At 65.7% G+C, this 19,972-nt stretch carries 15 protein-coding genes; 10 read left to right on the top strand and 5 right to left on the bottom strand.

Annotation, left to right across the window (positions count from 1 at the left end; genetic code table 11):
- The first annotated feature begins 13 nt into the window (after window positions 1-13).
- From FDW84_RS02370 to FDW84_RS02350, 5 genes are all read left to right on the top strand, one after another.
- Entirely contained in the window at window positions 14-2,617 is a 2,604-nt protein-coding gene (locus tag FDW84_RS02370) for an AMP-binding protein (RefSeq protein WP_138606177.1), read from the top strand.
- Between the two features lie 274 nt (window positions 2,618-2,891).
- On the top strand, window positions 2,892-4,274 hold the full coding sequence (locus FDW84_RS02365) for an APC family permease (RefSeq protein WP_138606175.1): 1,383 nt from the start codon (window positions 2,892-2,894) through the stop codon (window positions 4,272-4,274).
- A gap of 53 nt (window positions 4,275-4,327) precedes the next feature.
- On the top strand, window positions 4,328-5,122 hold the full coding sequence (locus FDW84_RS02360; RefSeq protein WP_138606172.1) for an alpha/beta hydrolase: 795 nt from the start codon (window positions 4,328-4,330) through the stop codon (window positions 5,120-5,122).
- A gap of 49 nt (window positions 5,123-5,171) precedes the next feature.
- On the top strand, window positions 5,172-5,747 hold the full coding sequence (locus FDW84_RS02355; protein WP_240721330.1) for a DUF1349 domain-containing protein: 576 nt from the start codon (window positions 5,172-5,174) through the stop codon (window positions 5,745-5,747).
- A 67-nt stretch (window positions 5,748-5,814) separates the two neighbouring features.
- Window positions 5,815-6,753 (top strand): carbohydrate kinase family protein, encoded by a 939-nt coding sequence (locus FDW84_RS02350; RefSeq protein WP_138606168.1) that lies wholly within the window; start codon window positions 5,815-5,817, stop codon window positions 6,751-6,753.
- Window positions 6,754-6,882: 129 nt separating this feature from the next.
- On the opposite strand, the gene FDW84_RS02345 is transcribed toward FDW84_RS02350, so the two are convergent.
- Complete coding sequence (locus FDW84_RS02345) at window positions 6,883-8,067, bottom strand: ABC transporter substrate-binding protein (protein ID WP_138606166.1); 1,185 nt, start codon at window positions 8,065-8,067, stop codon at window positions 6,883-6,885.
- 347 nt (window positions 8,068-8,414) lie between these two features.
- Between FDW84_RS02345 and FDW84_RS02335 the strand changes: the two genes are divergently transcribed.
- The 4 genes from FDW84_RS02335 (at window position 8,415) to FDW84_RS02320 (ending at window position 14,451) form a co-directional block, all read left to right on the top strand.
- Window positions 8,415-9,008: a TetR/AcrR family transcriptional regulator gene (locus FDW84_RS02335; RefSeq protein WP_138606164.1), complete on the top strand. Its 594-nt coding sequence runs from the start codon at window positions 8,415-8,417 to the stop codon at window positions 9,006-9,008.
- Between the two features lie 359 nt (window positions 9,009-9,367).
- A complete protein-coding gene (gene betA / locus FDW84_RS02330; protein ID WP_138606162.1) occupies window positions 9,368-11,080 on the top strand; it encodes a choline dehydrogenase in 1,713 nt (570 codons plus the stop codon).
- A gap of 56 nt (window positions 11,081-11,136) precedes the next feature.
- Window positions 11,137-12,690, top strand: a complete 1,554-nt coding sequence (locus tag FDW84_RS02325) for an aldehyde dehydrogenase family protein (protein WP_205754713.1) — start codon at window positions 11,137-11,139, stop codon at window positions 12,688-12,690.
- Window positions 12,691-12,807: 117 nt separating this feature from the next.
- Complete coding sequence (locus FDW84_RS02320) at window positions 12,808-14,451, top strand: APC family permease (protein ID WP_138606160.1); 1,644 nt, start codon at window positions 12,808-12,810, stop codon at window positions 14,449-14,451.
- Between the two features lie 103 nt (window positions 14,452-14,554).
- Here the strand turns inward: FDW84_RS02320 and FDW84_RS02315 are convergent, their stop codons facing one another.
- Both FDW84_RS02315 and FDW84_RS02310 read right to left on the bottom strand, forming a co-directional pair.
- Entirely contained in the window at window positions 14,555-15,853 is a 1,299-nt protein-coding gene (locus FDW84_RS02315) for a Y-family DNA polymerase (protein ID WP_171046612.1), read from the bottom strand.
- Window positions 15,846-16,277, bottom strand: a complete 432-nt coding sequence (locus FDW84_RS02310; RefSeq protein WP_138606158.1) for a LexA family protein — start codon at window positions 16,275-16,277, stop codon at window positions 15,846-15,848. The genes FDW84_RS02315 and FDW84_RS02310 overlap by 8 nt, the downstream gene beginning before the upstream one ends.
- Window positions 16,278-16,547: 270 nt before the next feature.
- On the opposite strand from FDW84_RS02310, the gene FDW84_RS02305 reads away from it, so the two are divergent.
- Window positions 16,548-17,501: a DUF559 domain-containing protein gene (locus tag FDW84_RS02305; protein WP_138606156.1), complete on the top strand. Its 954-nt coding sequence runs from the start codon at window positions 16,548-16,550 to the stop codon at window positions 17,499-17,501.
- A 197-nt stretch (window positions 17,502-17,698) separates the two neighbouring features.
- Here the strand turns inward: FDW84_RS02305 and purU are convergent, their stop codons facing one another.
- Window positions 17,699-18,595: a formyltetrahydrofolate deformylase gene (gene purU / locus FDW84_RS02300; RefSeq protein WP_138606154.1), complete on the bottom strand. Its 897-nt coding sequence runs from the start codon at window positions 18,593-18,595 to the stop codon at window positions 17,699-17,701.
- A gap of 3 nt (window positions 18,596-18,598) precedes the next feature.
- Window positions 18,599-19,972 (bottom strand): L-serine ammonia-lyase, encoded by a 1,374-nt coding sequence (locus FDW84_RS02295; RefSeq protein WP_138606152.1) that lies wholly within the window; start codon window positions 19,970-19,972, stop codon window positions 18,599-18,601.

Genomic DNA, 19,972 nt, shown 5'->3' with positions numbered 1-19,972 from the left:
CCCTGGTGGCGCTTTGACCGCGCAGCCCGGGCTGGCCCGCGTCGCGTTCGCGGACCTGGCCCGCCACGGAGACCGCCCCGCGGTCTACACCCCCGACGGCGTCCTCTCCTACCGGGAACTTGCCTCCCTCGTGGACCACGTCGCCGCACGGCTCGGCACGGAGCGCCGGCTGGTGGTGCTGGCCGCGCGCAATGACCTGGACTCGCTGGTGGGCTACCTTGCGGCGCTCTCGGCGGGGCATCCCCTGCTGCTGGCACCGGCGGACAAGCCCGACGCCCTGGCATCCCTGCTGGACGCCTACGACCCGGACGTGCTCCTGCGCCCGGGCGACGGCGGCGGGACCCCGCTGCTGGAGGAGCGCCGCCGTGGGACCAGGCACGAACTGCATCCCGAACTGGCGCTGCTGCTGAGCACCTCGGGTTCCACCGGCTCCCCGAAACTGGTCCGGCTCTCGCAGGCCAACCTCACGGCCAACGCCGAGGCGATAGCCGAATACCTGCACATCGGACCCGAAGACCGGGCCGCCACCACGCTCCCGCTGCACTACTGCTACGGCCTGTCCGTCATCAACAGCCACCTGGCCCGGGGGGCAGGATTGGTGCTCACCGACCTTTCGGTGGTGGACCCCTGCTTCTGGGACCTCTTCCAGGAACGCCGGGCCACTTCCTTCGCGGCCGTGCCTTACACGTTCGACCTCCTGGAGCGGGTGGGTTTCGCCGGCAAGGACCTGCCGCACCTGCGCTATGTCACCCAGGCCGGCGGGCGGCTTGCGCCGGAAAAGGTACGCTCCTGGGCGGAAACGGGTCAGCGCCGCGGCTGGGACTTCTTCGTCATGTACGGGGCAACCGAGGCCACTGCCCGGATGGCCTACCTGCCGCCGGACCTCGCCGTGGACCACCCGGAAAGCATCGGCGTGCCGGTGCCGGGCGGGATGTTCCGGATTGAACCCGTGGAGGACCTGGCGGACGGCGAACTGGTGTACACCGGCCCCAACGTCATGCTGGGCTACGCGGAGCAGCCGGCGGACCTGGCGCTGGGCCGGGAAGTCCACGAACTGCGCACCGGCGATCTCGCCCGGCAGCGTGCCAACGGGCTGTACCAGGTGGTGGGCCGGCGCAGCAGGTTCGTGAAGATCGTGGGTCTGCGCGTGGACCTCGGGCAGGTGGAGAAGATCCTCGCCGAGATGGGCATCACCGCCGCCGCGGCAGGATCCGACGACGGGCTGGTGGTCGCCGTTGAAGGCGACCACGACGGCGGAATGCTCGCCAAAGCCCTCGCCGGCATGATTGGGCTGCCCCGCGCCGCCGTCGTAATCCACACGGTGGAGGCCCTGCCGCGCCTGGCCACCGGCAAGGTGGACTATCCCGCAGTGCTTCTGCTCGCCGTAACGGACGCTTCCGCTGCCGCCCCCGCCGCCGGGCGTGCCGGCCCGGCTGCGCCCGCGGATACTGCCGACGGCCCCGCTCCTGCCGGCCGCGCTGCCGCGGACACAGACATCCGGCGCATCTTCATGGATGCCCTGGAATGTTCCTCCGTTGCTGACGATGACACGTTCGTCTCCCTGGACGGGGATTCTTTGTCCTACGTGGCGGTGTCCGTGCGGCTGGAACAGGTCCTGGGGCAGCTGCCGCCGGACTGGCACCTCATTCCGGTGCAGGAACTGGAACGCCGCCGGAAGCCGAAGCAGCGCCGGTTCGTCTCCTTCCTGGAGACCTCGATCGTGGTGCGTGCAGCGGCCATCGTGTGCATTGTGGCCACCCACGTTGAGCTGTTCATGTTCCAGACCGCCCACCTGCTTTTCGCGGTGGCGGGCTACAACTTCGCCCGGTTCCAGCTTGCAGAAGCGCGTCGCCCCAGGCTGCGCCGCCAGCTTCGCGGCGCAGCCCGGATCGTAGTGCCGTCGGTGGCGTTCATTGCCCTGGCCTACCTGCTCACGGACCATTACACGCTTGCCAACATCTTCCTGCTCAATGCCATGGTGGGGCCGCAGGAGGTGACCACCCAGTGGCACTTCTGGTTCGTGGAACTGCTGGTGTACATCCTGCTGGCCATGGCAGCGTTCATGGCCGTGCCGTGGGTTGACCGGTGGGAGCGCCGTGCGCCGTTCGCCTTCGCCCTGGGCCTGGTAGCCATCGCCCTGCTGGCCCGTTACGACATCGTGGACCCCGGCCTGCCCAAGCCTCCGCCGGTGTTCTGGATCTTCGCGCTGGGCTGGGCGCTAGCCCGCGCCCGCACCAACGTGCACCGGTTGACCGTTTCCGCCATCACCCTGCTGACCCTGCCCGGTTTCTTCAACAGCACCGTGCGGGAGACCACCGTGGCCGCGGGCATCCTGCTGCTGGTCTGGGTGCCGGCGCTGCCCGTGCCCGCCGTCCTGCGCAAGGTCACAGGCTGGCTTGCCGCGGCGTCGCTGTACATCTACCTGACGCACTGGCTGATTTACCCGGTCCTGCTGCCGATCAATCCGCTCCTGGCGGTGGCGGGTTCGCTGGTGCTCGGTGTCGGTTACTGGGCTTTGTGCCGGTGGCTGCCCGGGGCTGCTGCGGCTGCGTGGGCCAGGCGGGAAGCGGTTTTGCGGCGAACCCCTGGCTCTTCCGGGGTCCGCAACGCCAGCTGAATTCCTGTACCAAAAGCCCCGGCTGCTGCACGCAGCCGGGGCTTTTTGCTGCCCGGCGTAACACAACAACGGCCCTTGACCGTGAGCGCCGTCACTGCTTTACTAAATGAACCCCATTCATTTATCGGAACCGGCGGTTGGGCCTAAGCAAGCATCGGGCCATCAGCAAGGGAGCGGCCAACAACGGCGTGGCCGCCTTTTCGCCACCGTCACCAATCCGTTTCACCTGCCTGTGCCGCCCCCGCACCGGAGGCCCGAACTCCTAGGAACCACCATGAGCTCCGCATCTGACACCCGAGCCCCGCTTGAGGGAAACCGCCAAAGTCCTGAAGCTGCTGGCAGCGGCTGGCGCCGAGTCCTGGGGGTTCCGTCACTGGTCCTGCTGGGCCTCGTCTACATGGTGCCCCTCACCATCTTCAGCACCTACGGGATTGTGGTTGAACTCACCGGCGGCCGGCTCTCGGCAGCCTACGCCGCCGCCCTGGTCGTCATGCTCTTCACTGCCCGGTCCTATGGGCGGATGGCCAAGGCGTTCCCGTTTGGAGGCTCGGCCTATACCTACGCGACACGTTCGTTCGGCGCCGGTTTCGGCTTCCTGGCGGGCTGGTCGTTGCTGCTCGACTATCTGCTCCTGCCGATGATCAATTATCTGCTGATTGGCATCTACCTCAACGCGGCATTCCCGGCCGTTCCTGCATGGCTGTTCATTGTCGTTTCCATCGTGGCAGTGACTGTGCTGAACCTCGTCGGCATCACGGCCGTAGCCAGGGCGAATTATGTGGTGGTGGGACTCCAGGGTTTGTTCATCGTGCTGTTCGTCGTCCTCGCCTGCGTATCGATCAGCGGCTCGGGCGCTGTGGATCTCCTGGCTCCCTTCAGGGGAGCAGATGGCGCCGAAGGCTTACCTCCGATCATGGCCGGCGCTGCCATCCTCTGCCTGTCCTACCTCGGTTTCGACGCCGTTTCCACCTTCGCGGAGGAGGCGAAAGACCCGAGGCGGACCATTCCCAAGGCCATCATGCTCACCACTGTCCTTGCCGGCCTCATTTTCCTGGCACTCGCCTACATAAGCCACCAGCTGCTGCCGGTGGGGACTTTCGCCAGCCCGGATTCCGCCGCGATCGAGGTCGTCGGCGCCGCAGGCGGGAACCTCCTTGTCGCATTCTTTACCGCCGCCTATATCGCAGGAAGCCTCGGCTCCGCCCTGACCTCCCAAGCCTCTGTGTCGCGCATCATCCATTCCATGGGCCGAGGCCGGGTCCTTCCCGCGGTCCTGGGGCGGCTCCACCCCCGGCTTGGCACCCCGGCGGTGCCGATCATCCTGACTTCAGCGGTGGCGCTGCTTGCCCTGGTCCTTGACCTGACAACCGTCACTTCGCTCATCAGCTTCGGCGCCCTCGTTGCCTTCTCGGTGGTCAACGTATCCGTCATCAAGCATCACTTCATCGATGAGAACCAGCGAGGGCCCAAGGGCGTGGTCAACAACCTTCTGCTGCCCGGCGCCGGCCTTATCCTGACAGTTTGGCTTTGGACGAGCCTGAGCGGATTGTCCTTCTCGCTTGGCCTCTCCTGGGCGGCGCTTGGGCTCGTGTACCTGGCCGTCCTGACGCGCGGGTTCCGCCGGCCAACGCCTGACCTGGAACTCGAAGCCGCCTAGCTGCCGGCTGTCCGGCAAGGACGTGGCTTGCCTGGTCGCTGTAGTCTCGGCACATGCGGCACCGGTATCAGTACGGCGAAGATTCCAGCCAGTGGGGCGAGCTTTTCCTGCCGGAACTGCCCGACGGCGGGACGCACCAGGGCGTTGCAGTGGTCATCCACGGGGGCTACTGGCGCCCGCGGTACGGCGCGGAGCTGGGGGAGCCGCTGGCATCGGACCTGGCTGCCCACGGCGTCGCGGCGTGGAACCTTGAGTACCGGCGCGCGGGAAACGGCGGGGGCTGGCCCCATACCTTTTCCGACGTCCTGGCGGGGATCGACAAACTGCGGGAGATTGCTCCCCTGCATGCACTGGACCTGACCAGGGTAGTGGCACTGGGACATTCCGCAGGCGGGCAACTCGCCGTCTGGGCAGCCGGCCGGGACCGGCTGGGCGGACTGGGGCTGCAGGCGGAGCACCGTGAGTTGGAACCCAATGCCGGCGGCGTTCGGCTTGCCGGGGTGGTCAGCCAGTCGGGCGTCCTGGACCTGGGCGAAGCTGAAAGGCTCAACCTCAGCAACGGTGCGGTGGCCAACCTGCTGGGCGGACCGTCGTCGGAATTCCCGGGGAGGTACCGGTACGCGGACCCCATGGCCGCGCTGCCTCTGGGTGTTCCCGTCTACGCGGTTCACGCGGAGGGAGACGAAGACGTTCCGCTCAGCATGTCCACGTCCTATGTGGACGCCAGCAGGTGTGGTTCCGTGCCCGCACAGCTGGTCATGGTGCCGGGTGACCACTTCGCCCTGATTGATCCTGGAGCCGAGGCCTACCGGAAGTGCCGCGACCTGGTGCTGGGACTGCTGGCCTGAAAACGGTGCCCACGACGGCGCAGACCCACCCTGTCGTAGCATGGCGCCCATGGACATCCCTTGGTCGAGCGGCACCTGGACACATCCCCCTGTTTCTGCCGTTGAACTCGGCGCTGACCTGCTGGTGACGGCCCGGGAAGGCAGCGATGCGTGGCGCCACACGTCGTACGGCTTTGTGCACGACAGTGAGCACGCACTTCTGGTCCCGTTTCCCGAGGGCTCCGCCATGGAGGTGGAGTTTACGGCGGAGTTCTCGGAACAGTTTGACCAGGCCGGAATCTTTGTTCGACTCGCTGCGGACAAGTGGGTCAAGGCGGGCGTCGAGTTCGCGGACGGAGCATGCCAGCTTGGGGCCGTAGTCACCAACGGGCACTCCGACTGGTCCGTCGCCCCCGTCCCCGGATGGAAGGGCAGCCGCGTGCTCATCCGGATCAGTCGTGCCGGCGATGCGCTCACCATCCGGGCAAGGGCAGATGACGGCAGGCTGCAACTGGTCCGCCTGATCCCGCTGCATCCTGCCGCTGACGCTTACGCGGGTCCGTTCACCTGCGCTCCAACCAGGGCTGGCTTGACAGTTCCCTTCCATGCCTGGCGCGTGGTAGAGCCTGACCGCGCCCTGCACTAGCGTCATCCAGTGCCCGCGACAGCGCAACGGCTCCGCCTGACCGGGCCTCTTCTGGCAGAGTATGACCATGCTCACTGTTATTGGCGAAGGTCTTGTTGACGTTGTCCAGCGCGCTTCCGGCGTCGAGGCCCACGTGGGCGGCAGCCCGCTGAACGTTGCGGTGGGGCTGGCCCGCCTGGACCACCCGGTGCAGTTCATCGGACGCTACGGCCGGGACGCCTACGGCGAGTCCGTGGCCGCGCACCTCCGTGCCAGTTCCGTGATGCTTCCGATCGGCCCGGACGACCTTCCCACCAGCGTGGCCACCGCACTGATTGACGACGACGGCGCCGCCACCTACACCTTCGACCTCGCCTGGGAGCTTCCCGGTATCGCCGACAGGCTCGCCTTCATGCTGCAGGGCACCACCCTGCTGCACACCGGCTCCATCGCCACCATGCTGGCACCGGGCGCCACCGAGGTGCTCGCCGCCGTCGAATATGCCCACCCGCGCGCCACCATCAGCTTCGACCCCAACTGCCGGCCCAGCATCATCTCCGACGTTGCGTATGCGCGGCGGCATGCGGAGAAGTTCGTCTCGCTGTCCGACGTGGTGAAGGCCTCCGACGAGGACCTGGCATGGCTCTACCCTGACGTGGACATCCTTGATGCTGCCCGGCGGTGGCTGGAGCTGGGCGGCAACGAGGGGCCGGCCATGGTGGTGGTTACCCGCGGAGCAGAAGGGCCGTGGGGAGTCTGCCGGGCCGGTGAAGCGAAGGTGCCTGCGCCGAGGGTTGAAGTGGCGGATACTGTCGGCGCCGGAGATTCGTTCATGGCAGCCCTGCTCTCAGGCTTGGTGGACCGTGGCCTGGATGGGGCACAAAACCGCAAGGACCTGCGCGAGCTTCCAGCCGAGGGTTTGGGGGAGCTCCTCGCCCACGCTGCACGGGCTGCTGCGGTGACGGTTTCCCGGCCTGGCGCAAACCCGCCCACTCGGGCTGAGCTGAACGGGCATCTGGAGGAGTAGCCCATCCCTTGCCCTTCGACCCTCTCTCAGTTAAAGCGTGTTTCACGCCATCGCTCTCTCACTTCCTTGTGGAAAGTGAGAGAGCGATGGCCAAAATGGCGCATCAACTGAGAGAGCGTGCTGGGCGGGTTACTCTTGGCCCAGCCCCGCGGCCGAGGTCTTTTCGCCGGAAACACTGTTGAGGGCGCGCAGATCGAAAATGCCGGTGATGTCTGCCTGCTGGGTGGTGCCGGCAGTGACGCCGTCCTCCAGGAGCTTGTTGTAGGTGCCGGCCAGGGGGTCCACGGTGAAGACGATGTTTTTCAGGGAGCGGTCGATGACGTCCGCCTTCAGTTCCGCACCTGCTGCTTCCTTGAGGGCGGCGTTAATGACGGTGGCTTTCTCGGAGTCCGATGCGCTCTTGAGCCATTCCACCGACTTCACATGGCCCTTCAGCAACGCCTTCACAGTGTCCGGGTGCTCGGCGGCGAACTTCTGGTTCACGATCAGGATGGTGGTGGGGAACTCGCCCGGCTTCCCGGACAGCGAGCCGTCCCACAGGTCCTTTTCGTCCACCAGCACCCTGGCTCCGGCCGTCAGCACCAGGCGCGAGGCCCAAGGCTCAGGCAACCACGCGCCGTCGAGCTTTCCATCCTGAAACAGCTTCAGGGTCTGGGCGTTCTCGGTCGGGTTGATGGCGACATCACCACTGCCGTCAACGTTGGTTTTGTAACCCTGCGAGGCGAGCCAGGCGCGGAGCGCAACGTCTTGTGTGCCGCCGAGTTGCGGCGAGGCGAGCGTCTTGCCCCTGAGGTCCGCCGCGGAGCTGATCTCCGGCTTCACCACCAGCTGGGCGCCACCGGCGGCCGCACCCGCGATGATGTTGACGGACTCACCCTTGCTCTTGACGAACGAGTTGATGGCGGGGTTGGGGCCGATGTAGGTGGCGTCGATAGCGCCGGCGTTGAGTGCCTCGATGGCGGCCGGGCCGGCGTTGAACACCTGGGTGCTGAGCTTGGTGCCGCCAAGTGCATCGGCGATGTAGTTCTGGCTTACCCCCACCAGGGCGGGCGCGTGCGTGACGTTGCCAAAGTAGCCGAGCTTGAGTTCGACGGCGGGATTGCCGGCAGGTGCGCTTCCGCCGGCAGGTGCCGTGCCCGGGTTAGCCGCGTTGACGGCAGAGGCCAGGGTGCCGCCGCCTCCCAGGAGGGCAAGCAGGGCGGCCGTGATGCCGATCTTCTGGCCCAGGGAGCGCCTGGGTTTGCCGGACTGGCCGGCAACGATGCGGGTTGAGCTTGCCTGGCTCTGCGGACTCTTGTCCTGTGGTTCTGCCATGGGGATTCCTTTGTTGGGGCGGATGCTGAGTCGAGAGTACGGAGCCGCCGGCAGCCGGACAATCATCCGTGTAGCAGGGGTTCACGGGACGACGCGAAGGCTCAACGCGGCGTAGCGGAGCGTCAAGAAACGTCGCAGGACGTCTTGTTCCTGCGACAGCAATCGCCAGCAGGGTCCTGTTCCAGGAACCCCTGACGAAGACGATGGCAGGCGGGATCCTGCTCATTTCCGCGGGAGTACTCATCGTCGAGATCGGAGCCAGCCACGCACATTAGCGGCGCAGCCCCTACGCTCACCGGCGGGCGGGGCGGGATGCACCGGCACCGCTTTCACCATAGGCTGGCGGAGTGGATACAGGCACCGTGAACACCCGTGAACAGGGCGAGCAGGTTGACAGGCAGTCGCGCATTCTTGAAGCAGCGCTGGAACTGCTGTCGCGCCATGGGATCTCGGGTGTCAGCATGCGTGCGGTGGCCCGTGAGGCGGGAGTCGCCCTCGGCCTGGTGAACTACTACTACGAGGACAAATCGAGCCTGATCCGTGCGGCACTGCACAGCGTTGACAAACACGACCTCGCATTGGTTGCGCAGGATCCCGGCCTGTCCCCGGAGGAGCAGTTGCGGAATGCCCTTCGCCGGGTTGCGGGTCCGGAACTCCTGACCACGCGGTACCTGTCCCTTCGCCTGCATCTTTGGGCGCTCGCGCGGGCGGATGAGGATTTCGCCCTGATCAATGCGGCGGCGTTCGACCGCTACCTGGACGGGCTTGCGGCCCTGATCGGGAACGCCAGGCCGGAACTGTCGGCTAAGGAATGCAGGGAGCGGGCGGCCGATATCGTCGTCGTACAGAACGGCATGTGGCTGACCGCGCTCCTTGGCGTGGACAAGGAATCCATCCGGCGGAGCATCGCCCGCACCGAAGAGATCGCCTTCGCCGCGTAGCGGCCGGGCGTGGCCACTACTCCGGGGCGGCGGCAGTGCACCGCCCTTCTCACAAGGCCCGCCCTGTGGCCCAACTCCCTGTCACATTCGGGCGGAAGCGTGACATCTTTCTAAGGCCGGGGGCACATTCCTGCGGCTCATCACGGGACTCATGTTTCGCCGTCGTAAATTTTGAACGTTTGTCCAGTTTTCCTATTGAACACTCGTTCAACTTGCACTACTCTCCTTGAATATGACCTACGCCACACCAGGGAATACCGCGGATTCTCCGGCTAACACGGTCAACCCTTTCGCTTCCGAAAGAACGACGCCCCGCCCTGGGCCAGTGACGGGCACCAGGTAGAAGGAGAGTTTGCAGCATGTCTAAAACCCATTACGACTACGTCATCGTCGGCGGCGGCAGCGCGGGTTCGGTACTCGCCAACCGGCTGAGCGAAGGAGGCCAGAGCAGCGTCCTGGTTCTCGAGGCGGGACGGAGCGACTACCCCTGGGACCTGTTCATCCAGATGCCCGCCGCGCTGACCTTTCCCAGCGGTAACCCGCTCTACGACTGGCGCTACCAGTCGGATCCCGAGCCGTATATGGGCGGCCGCCGCGTTGCCCATGCCCGCGGCAAGGTCCTGGGCGGCTCCAGCTCGATCAACGGCATGATCTTCCAGCGCGGAAACCCCCTCGACTACGAGCGCTGGGGCGCCGATGCCGGCATGGAGACCTGGGACTTCGCCCACTGCCTTCCGTACTTCAACAAGATGGAAAACGCGCTGGCAGCGGATCCCGACGACGAGCTCCGCGGGCACGACGGCCCCCTGGTCCTTGAGCGGGGTCCGGCCACCAACCCGCTCTTCCAGGCATTCTTCATGGCCGCCCAGCAGGCCGGCTACCCAATGACCGACGACGTCAACGGCTACCGCCAGGAAGGCTTCGCACCCTTTGACCGCAACGTCCACAAGGGCCAGCGGCTCTCGGCCTCCAGGGCACACATCCGCCCCAACTCCTCCCGCAAGAACCTCACGGTCCTGACCCGGGCGCTCGCCACCAAGGTCAACTTCAAGGGCAACGTGGCAACGGGTGTCACCTACCGGCGCAATGGCCAGACCCACCAGGTGAACGCGGGTGAGGTGATCCTGGCCGGCGGCGCCATCAACACCCCGCAGCTGCTGCAGCTCAGCGGCATCGGCGACGCAGCACACCTGAACACCTTGGGCATCAACACCGTGGCCAACCTGCCCGGCGTCGGCGAAAACCTCCAGGACCACCTCGAGGTCTACATCCAGCATGCCTGCACCCAGCCGGTCTCCATGCAGCCGGCCCTGGACGTCTGGCGCATGCCGTGGATCGGCATGCAGTGGCTCTTCGGCCGCAAGGGCCCTGCAGCCACCAACCACTTCGAGGGAGGCGGTTTTGTCCGCTCCAACGAGGACGTTGCCTACCCCAACCTGATGTTCCACTTCCTGCCGGTTGCCGTCCGCTACGACGGCCAGAAGGCCGACGCGAAGCACGGCTACCAGGTGCACATCGGCCCCATGTACTCCGACGCCCGCGGCACCCTGAAGATCAAGTCCACGGACCCAACGGTCCACCCGTCCATGGTGTTCAACTACCTGTCCACGGACCAGGACCGGCGCGAATGGGTCGAGGCAGTCCATGTTGCCCGCGACATTCTGGGCCAATCCGCCATGTCGCCGTTCAACGGAGGGGAGCTTTCCCCGGGCCGGTCCGTACAAACGGACGCCGAGATCCTTGACTGGGTTGCCCGTGACGCCGAAACGGCACTTCACCCGTCCTGCACGGCGAAGATGGGCCCGGACTCCGACCCCATGGCCGTGGTCAACCCGCTGGACATGACAGTCCACGGCACCAGCGGCCTCCGCGTGGTGGATGCCTCCGCCATGCCGTACGTCACTAACGGCAACATCTACGCCCCCGTCATGATGCTCGCCGAAAAGGCCGCCGACCTCATCGCCGGAAAAGCCCCCCTGGCGCCGCAGCAGGCAGAGTTCTACCGGCACGGTGTCAGCCCGCTCGAGCGTAACAGTGGCAGGGAAACAGCAGCCGCGGCAGTGCAGGCCTAGGCATGCTGGGTATAAAGGACTCCCTGGACAGTGCATCACAACGTGTAGGAGATACGATGACCGCCACCGCTGAGCGGCTTCACCAGGCCGGTAAAACCGGGGACGTGATCAAGGGCCTTTACATTGACGGCACCTGGCAGGAAGCGTCCGACGGCGGAACAACAGTTGTGCGCTGCCCTGCGGACGGGCGTGAGGTGGCGGTGGTGGTATCCGCCACGGCGGGCGACGCCGAGCGGGCGATCGCGGCCGCACGCTCAGCTTTCGACAGCGGTCCATGGCGGCGGCTCAGCGACCTGGAAAGGGGAGCTGTCCTGCTCCGGGTAGCCGACCTGCTTGAACGGGACAAAGCCGAATACGCCCGTGCGGAGGCGCTCGATACGGGCAAGCGAATCGTCGAGGCCGAGTACGACATTGACGACATTGCCGCCTGCTTCCGTTACTACGGGAAGATCGCAGGCCTCGATGCCGGCAGGGTGATCGACACCGGCAGGCCGAACGCCATCAGCCGCGTGGTCTACGAACCGCTCGGCGTGTGCGCCCTCATCGCGCCCTGGAACTACCCGCTCCTGCAGGCAGCGTGGAAGGTGGCCCCGGCACTCGTTGCGGGAAACTCGTTCGTACTCAAGCCCAGCGAACTCACGCCGTCGACCTCCATCCTGCTCATGGAGACCCTCGCAGAAGCCGGCGTTCCTGCCGGTGTGGCGAACCTCGTTACCGGACCTGGCTCCAGGGTGGGCGGACCGCTCAGCTCGGACCCGCGCGTCGACCTCGTTTCCCTGACCGGGAGCCTGGCCACCGGCCAGACGATCATGGCCGCTGCCGCAGAGACGGTGAAGCGCGTCGCCTTCGAACTCGGCGGAAAGAACCCCAACGTCGTCTTCGCGGACGCGGACTGGGACGCCGCCGTCGACAATGCCCTGACTGCCGTGTTCCTGCACTCCGGCCAAGTCTGCTCGGCGGGGGCGCGGCTCGTCGTCGAAGAGTCCATCGCGGAACGCTTCGTGGCCGAAGTGGTGGAACGGGCAAGGAAAATCCGGATGGGCGGACCGTTCGATCCGGAAGCGGAGACGGGGCCTCTGATCTCCGCGAAGCACCGTGACCAGGTCCACGCCTACGTCCAGGCCGGGATTGCCGAGGGCGCCGAGCTGCTGTGCGGGGGGTTCATCCCGGACGAGGGGCCGCTCGCGGACGGCTACTTCTACCCGCCCACGGTCCTCGCCAACTGCCGCTCGGGCATGAGCGTGCTGCAGGAGGAGTCCTTCGGGCCTGTACTGACGGTCGAGACGTTCCGGACCGAGGACGAGGCCGTGACCATCGCCAACGACACGGAGTACGGCCTGGCGGGTGCGGTCTGGACGTCGGACGCGTCCAAAGCGCAGCGTGTTGCGGGCGCCCTCCGGCACGGAACAGTATGGATCAACGACTATCACCCGTACGTCCCGCAGGCGGAGTGGGGCGGCTTCGGGAAGTCCGGCATTGGCCGGGAGCTTGGCAGCGCGGGCCTCAACGAGTACCGCGAGGCAAAACATATCTGGCAGAACATCCAGCCCGCATCCAGCGGCTGGTTTGGTTCACCTGCCGGTGACGCCGGGGTGGGGGCCGCCGGCTAGCAGCATTTGGGGGAAACGGCCGGGCGCCGCAGGCGTGGCGCCCGGCCGCCGATATCACCCGCGTCCAATGGCGGCCGCGGGGCATCACCATCGTGCTTTTCTCATCTAGGAGTTCGGATGTTGGAACCCAGCAAGAGTACTGATTCAAGTGGCATGGACGAGTTCGGCTATGCCCAGACCCTGGACCGCAGCATCGGCAAGTTTGCCAGTTTCGCGGCAGGTGTCAGCTATATCTCCATCCTTACCGGCGTTTTTCAGCTGTTCTACTTTGGCTTCTCCATGGCCGGACCGGCCTACGCCTGGTCCTGGCCGATCGTCTTCGCCGGCCAGCTCATGGTGGCGCTCTGCTTCGCCGAGCTCGCCGGGCGCTATCCCGTGGCCGGGTCCGTCTACAACTGGGCCAAACAGCTCTCCTCAGGTACGTTCGCCTGGCTGGCCGGCTGGCTGCTGCTCATTTCCTCGATCGTGGCGCTCGGGGCCGTGGCCCTGGCGCTGCAGCTCACTCTCCCCCAGATCTGGTCCGGTTTCCAGATCATCGGTGACGGCACCGGCACCTACGATTTCGCCCTCAACGGCGTCCTGCTCGCCAGCATCATGATTTCCATTTCCACCCTTATCAACGCCTTCGGCGTGAAGCTGATGACCAAAATCAACAGCATCGGCGTCTTCGTGGAACTCGCTGCCGCCGTGCTCCTCATTCTGGCCCTGGCCTGGCATGTGGTGCGGGGCCCGGAGGTCCTTTTCAGCACCGCAGGCTACGGCATGGACCATGACCTCGGCTTCTTCGGGGTGTTCCTCATCGGCGCCATGGCATCGGGGTACGTGATGTACGGCTTTGACACCGCCAGTTCCCTGGGCGAGGAGACGAAGGACCCGAAGAAGACCGCTCCCAGGGCCATCCTTCGGGCAATCACCGCGTCCTTTATCCTCGGCGGACTGATTCTCCTCGGCGGGCTCCTGGCCGCCCCGGACCTGAACGACCCCAAGCTGGGAAGTGCCGACGGCGGGCTGCAGTACATCGTGCTGTCGGTGCTGGGAGGCCCGTTCGGCAAGGCCTTCCTGGTGTGCATCGTGGTGGCTGTATTCGTCTGCACCCTCGCCGTCCACGCTGCCGCCATCCGCATGATGTTCGCCATGGCCCGGGACAACAACCTGCCCTTCAGCCGCCAGCTGAGCAAAGTGCATCCCGAGCGGAAGACGCCCACGGTGGCGGCCATCGTCATCGGACTCATCGCCATCATTCCGCTGATCGTCAACGTATCCCAGCCGGCGATCTTCACCATCCTGTCCAGCATCAGCATCGTCCTGATCTACCTGTCCTACCTGCTGGTCACCGTCCCGCTGCTGCGGCGGCGCTTCCTGAAGAAATGGCCGCTGTCCGACGAAAGCCACGGAGAATCCGGGTTCAGCCTCGGCAAGTGGGGTGTCCCGGTGAATATCCTCGCGGTCCTGTGGGGCGGAGCGATGACGCTGAACCTGGTCTGGCCCCGGCCGGAGATCTACAACTCGGTGCCGCCGTTCGAGTGGTACCTGCAGTGGGGCGGGGTCCTCTTCGTCACCGCAGTCACCGTGGGCGGCGCCCTCCTGTACCGCCTGAAGATCAGGCACCAGACGGGCGTCCTGGCCGAGCATGCAGCCACGGCCGTTCCGGGAGATCCCGAGGTGCCCTCCGCCCCGGCGCAGACTGAGGCTCCCACCGCTCCGGTACCGGCATCTGTCCCTGCCGCGGTGTCGAAGTCGGTGGTGGACGTGGCCAGGTAGGCCCAACCCGCAGCCACCCTGGACGGGCATCCCTTCGCCAACCCTCCCGGGCGAAGGGATGCCCGTCGTCGTTCATCTCTTAGCCGAGGTCCTTGGCGGGATCTCATGCAGCTCTGACCAGGGGGAGCTCGTCCCAGTGGGTGGTGTACCGCGGCGAGCGCATGTCCCGTTTCATGGTCCAGTCCAGCCCGGTCTTGATGCCGGCATGGCCCAGACCGATGGAGCCGCGGCCGAAGCGGCGGCTGACATCCTCCAGCAGGGGCCCGATGCCCCGCTCCTCATGACGGTTCTCGAACGGTTTCAGCGGCGGCTGGTTGCCCGTGGGACGAAGGTCCGTGAGCATGAGCCCGGCCTTGGCGTACCTGAGTCCATCCCGGATGTGGGGCAGCAGCGCATGCGCGGCTTTGGTCAACAGGAGTGGATCCGCCGTGGGCATCGGCAACGACACGCACACTGAGGGATAGGCCTGTTCATGCTGCCGGAACGGGGAAGTGGCCGCGAAAGCGGTAAGGACCTTCGCCTGGAGCCCGTGTTTGGAGAGCCTCGCACTCGCCTGCTGGCCATAGATGCCCAGCACCTGCCGGAGGCCTTCCACGCTGGTGACCGGAGTGGAGAAGGATCGCGAGAAGATGAGCTGGTCCCGGCCAATGCGCTCCTCCTCCATGGGGATGCACGGAGTGCCGCGCAGTTCCAGGACGGTGCGCATGAGAACCACCGAAAACTTGTCCCGGATGGCCACGGGGTCGGCGCGGAGAAGGTCCAGGACCGTGAAGATGCCCAGGAGGTTCAGGCGCCTGGTGAGCCTGCCGGCGATGCCCCAGACCTCCTCCACGGACAGCCGGGCCAGCAGCGCTTCGCGCGCCGGGCCCGGAACACCGTCCCAGTGGCACACTCCGCGGAACGCCGGGTTGTTCTTGGCCCATTTGTTGCACAGCTTCGCCAAAGTTTTGGTGGGGGCAATTCCCACACAGACAGGTACTCCCACGTGCCGCCGCACTGCGTCTTTGATTCTGCGGCCCAAGGCCAGCAGCTGTTCCGGTTCGCCTTTCACGCCCAGGAAGGCCTCGTCGATGCTGTAGACCTCCATCCAGGCGGAATGCCTGCCCAGCAGTTCCATGACCCTGGCACTGATGTCCCCGTAGAGTTCGTAGTTGCTCGATTTCGCCACCAGGCCCCATTCCTTTGCCCTGGGCGCAAGCTTGAACCAGGGCTCACCGGTAGGGATTCCCAGGGCTTTGGCCTCGGGGGAGCGGGTGACGGCACAGCCGTCGTTGTTGGAAAGGACCACCAGCGGCCGCCCCTCAAGCGAGGGATCGAACGCCCGCTCGGCTGAGGCATAAAAACAGTTCACGTCCACATGGGCGATCTGCGGCATCTGCCGCATCAGGACCGGTTTAGACATGATGGAGGCACCTCGTGGCCACACCCCACACGGTGAGGTCGGACAGGGCAGAAACCCTGATGTCCGGATACTTGGGGTTTTCCGCCTGCAGCACTACTCCGGCTGCGGTGATGCGCAGGCGCTTGACCGTCAGTTCGCCGTCCAGCACGGCGATCACCACGGATCCGTCCTTGGGCTCGAGGGCGCGGTTGACGATCAGTTCGTCGCCGTCGCTGATTCCGGCCCCTTCCATGGAATCTCCGGTAACCCGGACCACGAAAGTACTGGTGATGTCCTTGATCAGGTGGGCATTCAGGTCAATCCGGCCGTCGAAGTAGTCCTGTGCCGGTGATGGGAACCCCGCGGCAACGGCCACAGGGGAGATCGGCACGGAGAACAACGAGGCGCCCGCATCTATCACGCGGGGACCGACAATAACGCCCACAACACACCCTTATTCGAAAATATGTTCGATTACTTCAGTGTAGCCCCGCCCTCCGACAACCGGTACTGCCACGCCCCGGACCGCAGCACCAGCCGGCACGCGGTGGGCAATCGTCCCCCTCCCACGCTCTCTCACTTGACGTCGGTTTTCCGGCGATCCTCTCTCACTTAACGCGGGTTTTCCGGCATCCCTCTTACACCTCTGAACGCCCAGCGGCAGACCTGTGGATAACTTCTGCAACTTCCTACCGTCCCGGGGCACAATGCCAGCATGCGAAAGCAAGTCCTGCCCCCGCCCTTGGCGAAGGATCCGTTCACGTTCAGCTCTGCCAGGGCTTCCGGCCTCACACTGGATAGACTCCGCCGCAAGGATGTGGTCAACGTGGGCCGAGGTCTTTACCGCCCGGCGGACTGGGACTTCGATCTGGAAGGCGCCGCCAGGGCGTTGTCCGCTGCGTCTCCCGGAGCCTGGATCTCACACGTGACCGCGGCGCGGCTCCGGTGCCAAGTGCTGCCGCCGTGGCTGGCAGATTCCACAGAGCTGCATCTCAGCAAGCCGCGTGTGCTGCCGTCGGTCCGCCGAAAGGGGATATTCGGGCATACCGTCCTGGCCCTTGAAGATGAGGTTGAAGAGGTTGACGGGATCAGCCTGAGCACACGGTCCCGCACCTGGCTCGATCTGGCACGGATGCTGCCGCTCAATGATCTGGTGAGCATGGGTGACGAACTGATCCGCATCCCGCGGGTGGATTTCGAGGGAAGGACGCAGCCCTATGACACCTTGCCGGGACTGCGCGTCCTGGTGGGGCGCCACCCGAATCTCCAAGGCATCGTCAGGGCCCGCGAAGCGTTGGAGCTGATGCGGGTGGGTGCCGATTCTGCCCCGGAATCGCTGCTCCGGCTGGCTATCGTCAGCGCGGGCTTACCCGAACCGGAACTTCAGGTGCCGTTGCGCGCCGGCGACACGAGGTCGCCGTCAGCCGATCTCGGCTATCGTCATCGCCACCTTGCAATCCAGTACGACGGCGGACATCACCTCGCTGAGGCGCAGATCTTTAGTGACAGGAGCCGGAATAAGGCCTTCGAATCAGCTGGCTGGACGGTGCTTGTATTTGATAAGGAAGACCTTGCCGACGATTTTCAGCGTGCGGTGCAACGAATAAAACGGGCACTGCGGAACGGCTGGCTAGACCATCCGCAGGCATCAGGGTTTGCCAGCGGTTAAGCGGCGGCAGAAATTTCGTTCAGTAGCCCCTTAAAGCCGTGACGCTCCCTCGCCGTTGAACTGGCCACCGGGGTGAGAGAGCGTCACTGGAAAGGCCACGTTAAGTGAGAGAGCGTCAGGCCAAAAGCCACATCGAGTGAGAGAGCGTCAGGCCAAAAGCCACATCGAGTGAGAGAGGGCCCGTGGGGAGGGCGGAATCAGCGGAGGACCACCGTGCGGTTGCCCTGCAGGATCACCCGGCCCTCACAGTGCCAGCGGACCGCGTTGGACAGGGCCTTGCACTCGGTGTCGCGGCCGGCAGCCACCAGCTCCTCGGGTCCGTAGGTGTGGTCCACTTCCACCACCTGCTGGGCGATAATTGGCCCTTCGTCGAGTTCCGCGTTGACGTAGTGCGCAGTGGCACCAACAGTCTTCACGCCGCGCGCGTAAGCCTGGTGGTACGGCTTGGCCCCCTTGAAGCTGGGCAGGAACGAGTGGTGGATGTTGATCGCCTTCCCGTCCAGCTTCCGGGTCAGGTTGTCGCTGAGGACCTGCATGTAGCGGGCCAGCACCACAAGCTCCACGTCGAACTCGTCCACCAGTTCCAGCAGCCGCGCCTCAGCCGCCGGCTTGGTCTCCGGCGTCACCGGCACGTGGAAGAACGGAATCCCGTGCCATTCCACCAGGGCCTGGTGGTCGGTGTGGTTTGACACCACGGCCACCACGTCCACGGGCAGTTCACCAATCCGCGCCCGGAACAGCAGGTCGTTCAGGCAGTGCCCGAACTTGGATACCATAATCAGCACCCGCCGCTTGGAACCCTGCCGCTCCAGCCGCCAGCGCATCCCGAAGCGCTCCGCGACCGGACCGAAAGCGGCCCGCAGCGTGTCCACTGTGGAGGCATCGCCGTCGGACGCGAAATGCACCCGCATGAAGAAATGCCCTTCGGAACGCTCACCGAACTGCTGGTTGTCGATGATGTCGCAGCCGTGCTCCAGCAGGAAGCCGGACACGGCGTGGACAATGCCGGGCGACTCGGAGCAGTCCAGGGTCAGGACATGCTCCACGGTGGTCAGCGGCTGGGAAACAGCGGTTTCAGTCTCAATTGCAGTCATGGCTCAGCACTCGATCACGTTGACGGCAAGGCCTCCGCGGGAGGTTTCCTTGTACTTGGTTTTCATGTCAGCCCCTGTTTCGCGCATCGTCTTGATGGCTTTGTCGAGGGATACCTTGTGGCTGCCGTCGCCGTGCAGGGCAAGGCGGGCGGCGTTGATGGCCTTGACGCTGGCGATGGCGTTACGCTCGATGCAGGGAATCTGCACCAGCCCGCCCACCGGGTCGCACGTCAGGCCCAGGTTGTGTTCAATGCCCACCTCGGCGGCGTTTTCCACCTGCGCCGGCGTCCCGCCCAACACCTCGCAAAGTCCTGCGGCGGCCATGGAGCAGGCGGAGCCCACCTCGCCCTGGCAGCCAACCTCGGCACCGGAGATGGAGGCGTTGATCTTGAAGAGGATTCCGACGGCGGCCGCGGCCAGCAGGAAGCGGACCACGCCGTCGTCGTTGGCGCCGGGGACAAACTTCACGTAGTAGTGCAGCACCGCCGGGACGATCCCCGCCGCGCCGTTGGTGGGGGCGGTGACGATCCGCCCGCCGGCGGCGTTCTCCTCGTTCACGGCCAGCGCGAACAGGTTCACCCATTCCATGGCCCGCAGCGGGTCGGTCTCGCCGGTATCCGCGGCCAGGGTCTGGAATAACGACGGCGCGCGGCGGCGGACGTTGAGTCCGCCCGGAAGGATTCCTTCCGCGGTGCAGCCGTTGTGTACGCATTCGCGCATAACGGCCCACAGCTTCAGGAGTTCCTCGCGCAGTTCCGCCTCGGACCGCCAGGACAGCTCGTTGGCCAGCATCACATCCGAGATGGACATGCCCTCGCGGCTGCAGATGGCCAGGAGCTCGTCGGCAGTGTTGAACGGGTACGGCAGGGCAGTGGAGTCAGCCACCACGCGGTCGCCGGCGTCGGCGTCCCCATCAACCACGAAGCCGCCCCCAATTGAATAGAAGCTCCGTTCGCTGAGGACCGTGCCGGTGTGGTTCAGCGCCCGGAAGGTCATGCCGTTCGGGTGGGCCGGGAGGGATTTGCGCCGGTGCAGCACCACGTCCTCGTCCCAGTTGAAGTCCACCCGGTGGTCGCCGCAGATCCACAGTTCGGCGTCGAGCGCGGCGGCTGCAACCTGGTCATCGGCTGTGGAGGTGTCCACCGTTTCGGGGTCGAGGCCCTTGAAACCCAGGACCACGGCCTTGTCCGAGCCGTGGCCCCGACCGGTGGCTCCCAGCGAGCCGAACAGTTCGGCCTGGACCCGGGTGGTGGAGCTCAGGTGTCCGTCGCCCTTCAGCCCGTCGGCGAACAGCTTTGCTGCCCGCATCGGGCCAACCGTGTGTGACGACGACGGCCCGATGCCAACGGAGAACAGGTCCAGGACGCTGAGCGCCAT

The sequence above is a fragment of the Pseudarthrobacter sp. NamE5 genome, from assembly GCF_005796225.1.
Taxonomy (GTDB): Bacteria; Actinomycetota; Actinomycetes; order Actinomycetales; family Micrococcaceae; genus Arthrobacter.
This window is presented reverse-complemented; position numbering and strand designations above follow the sequence as displayed.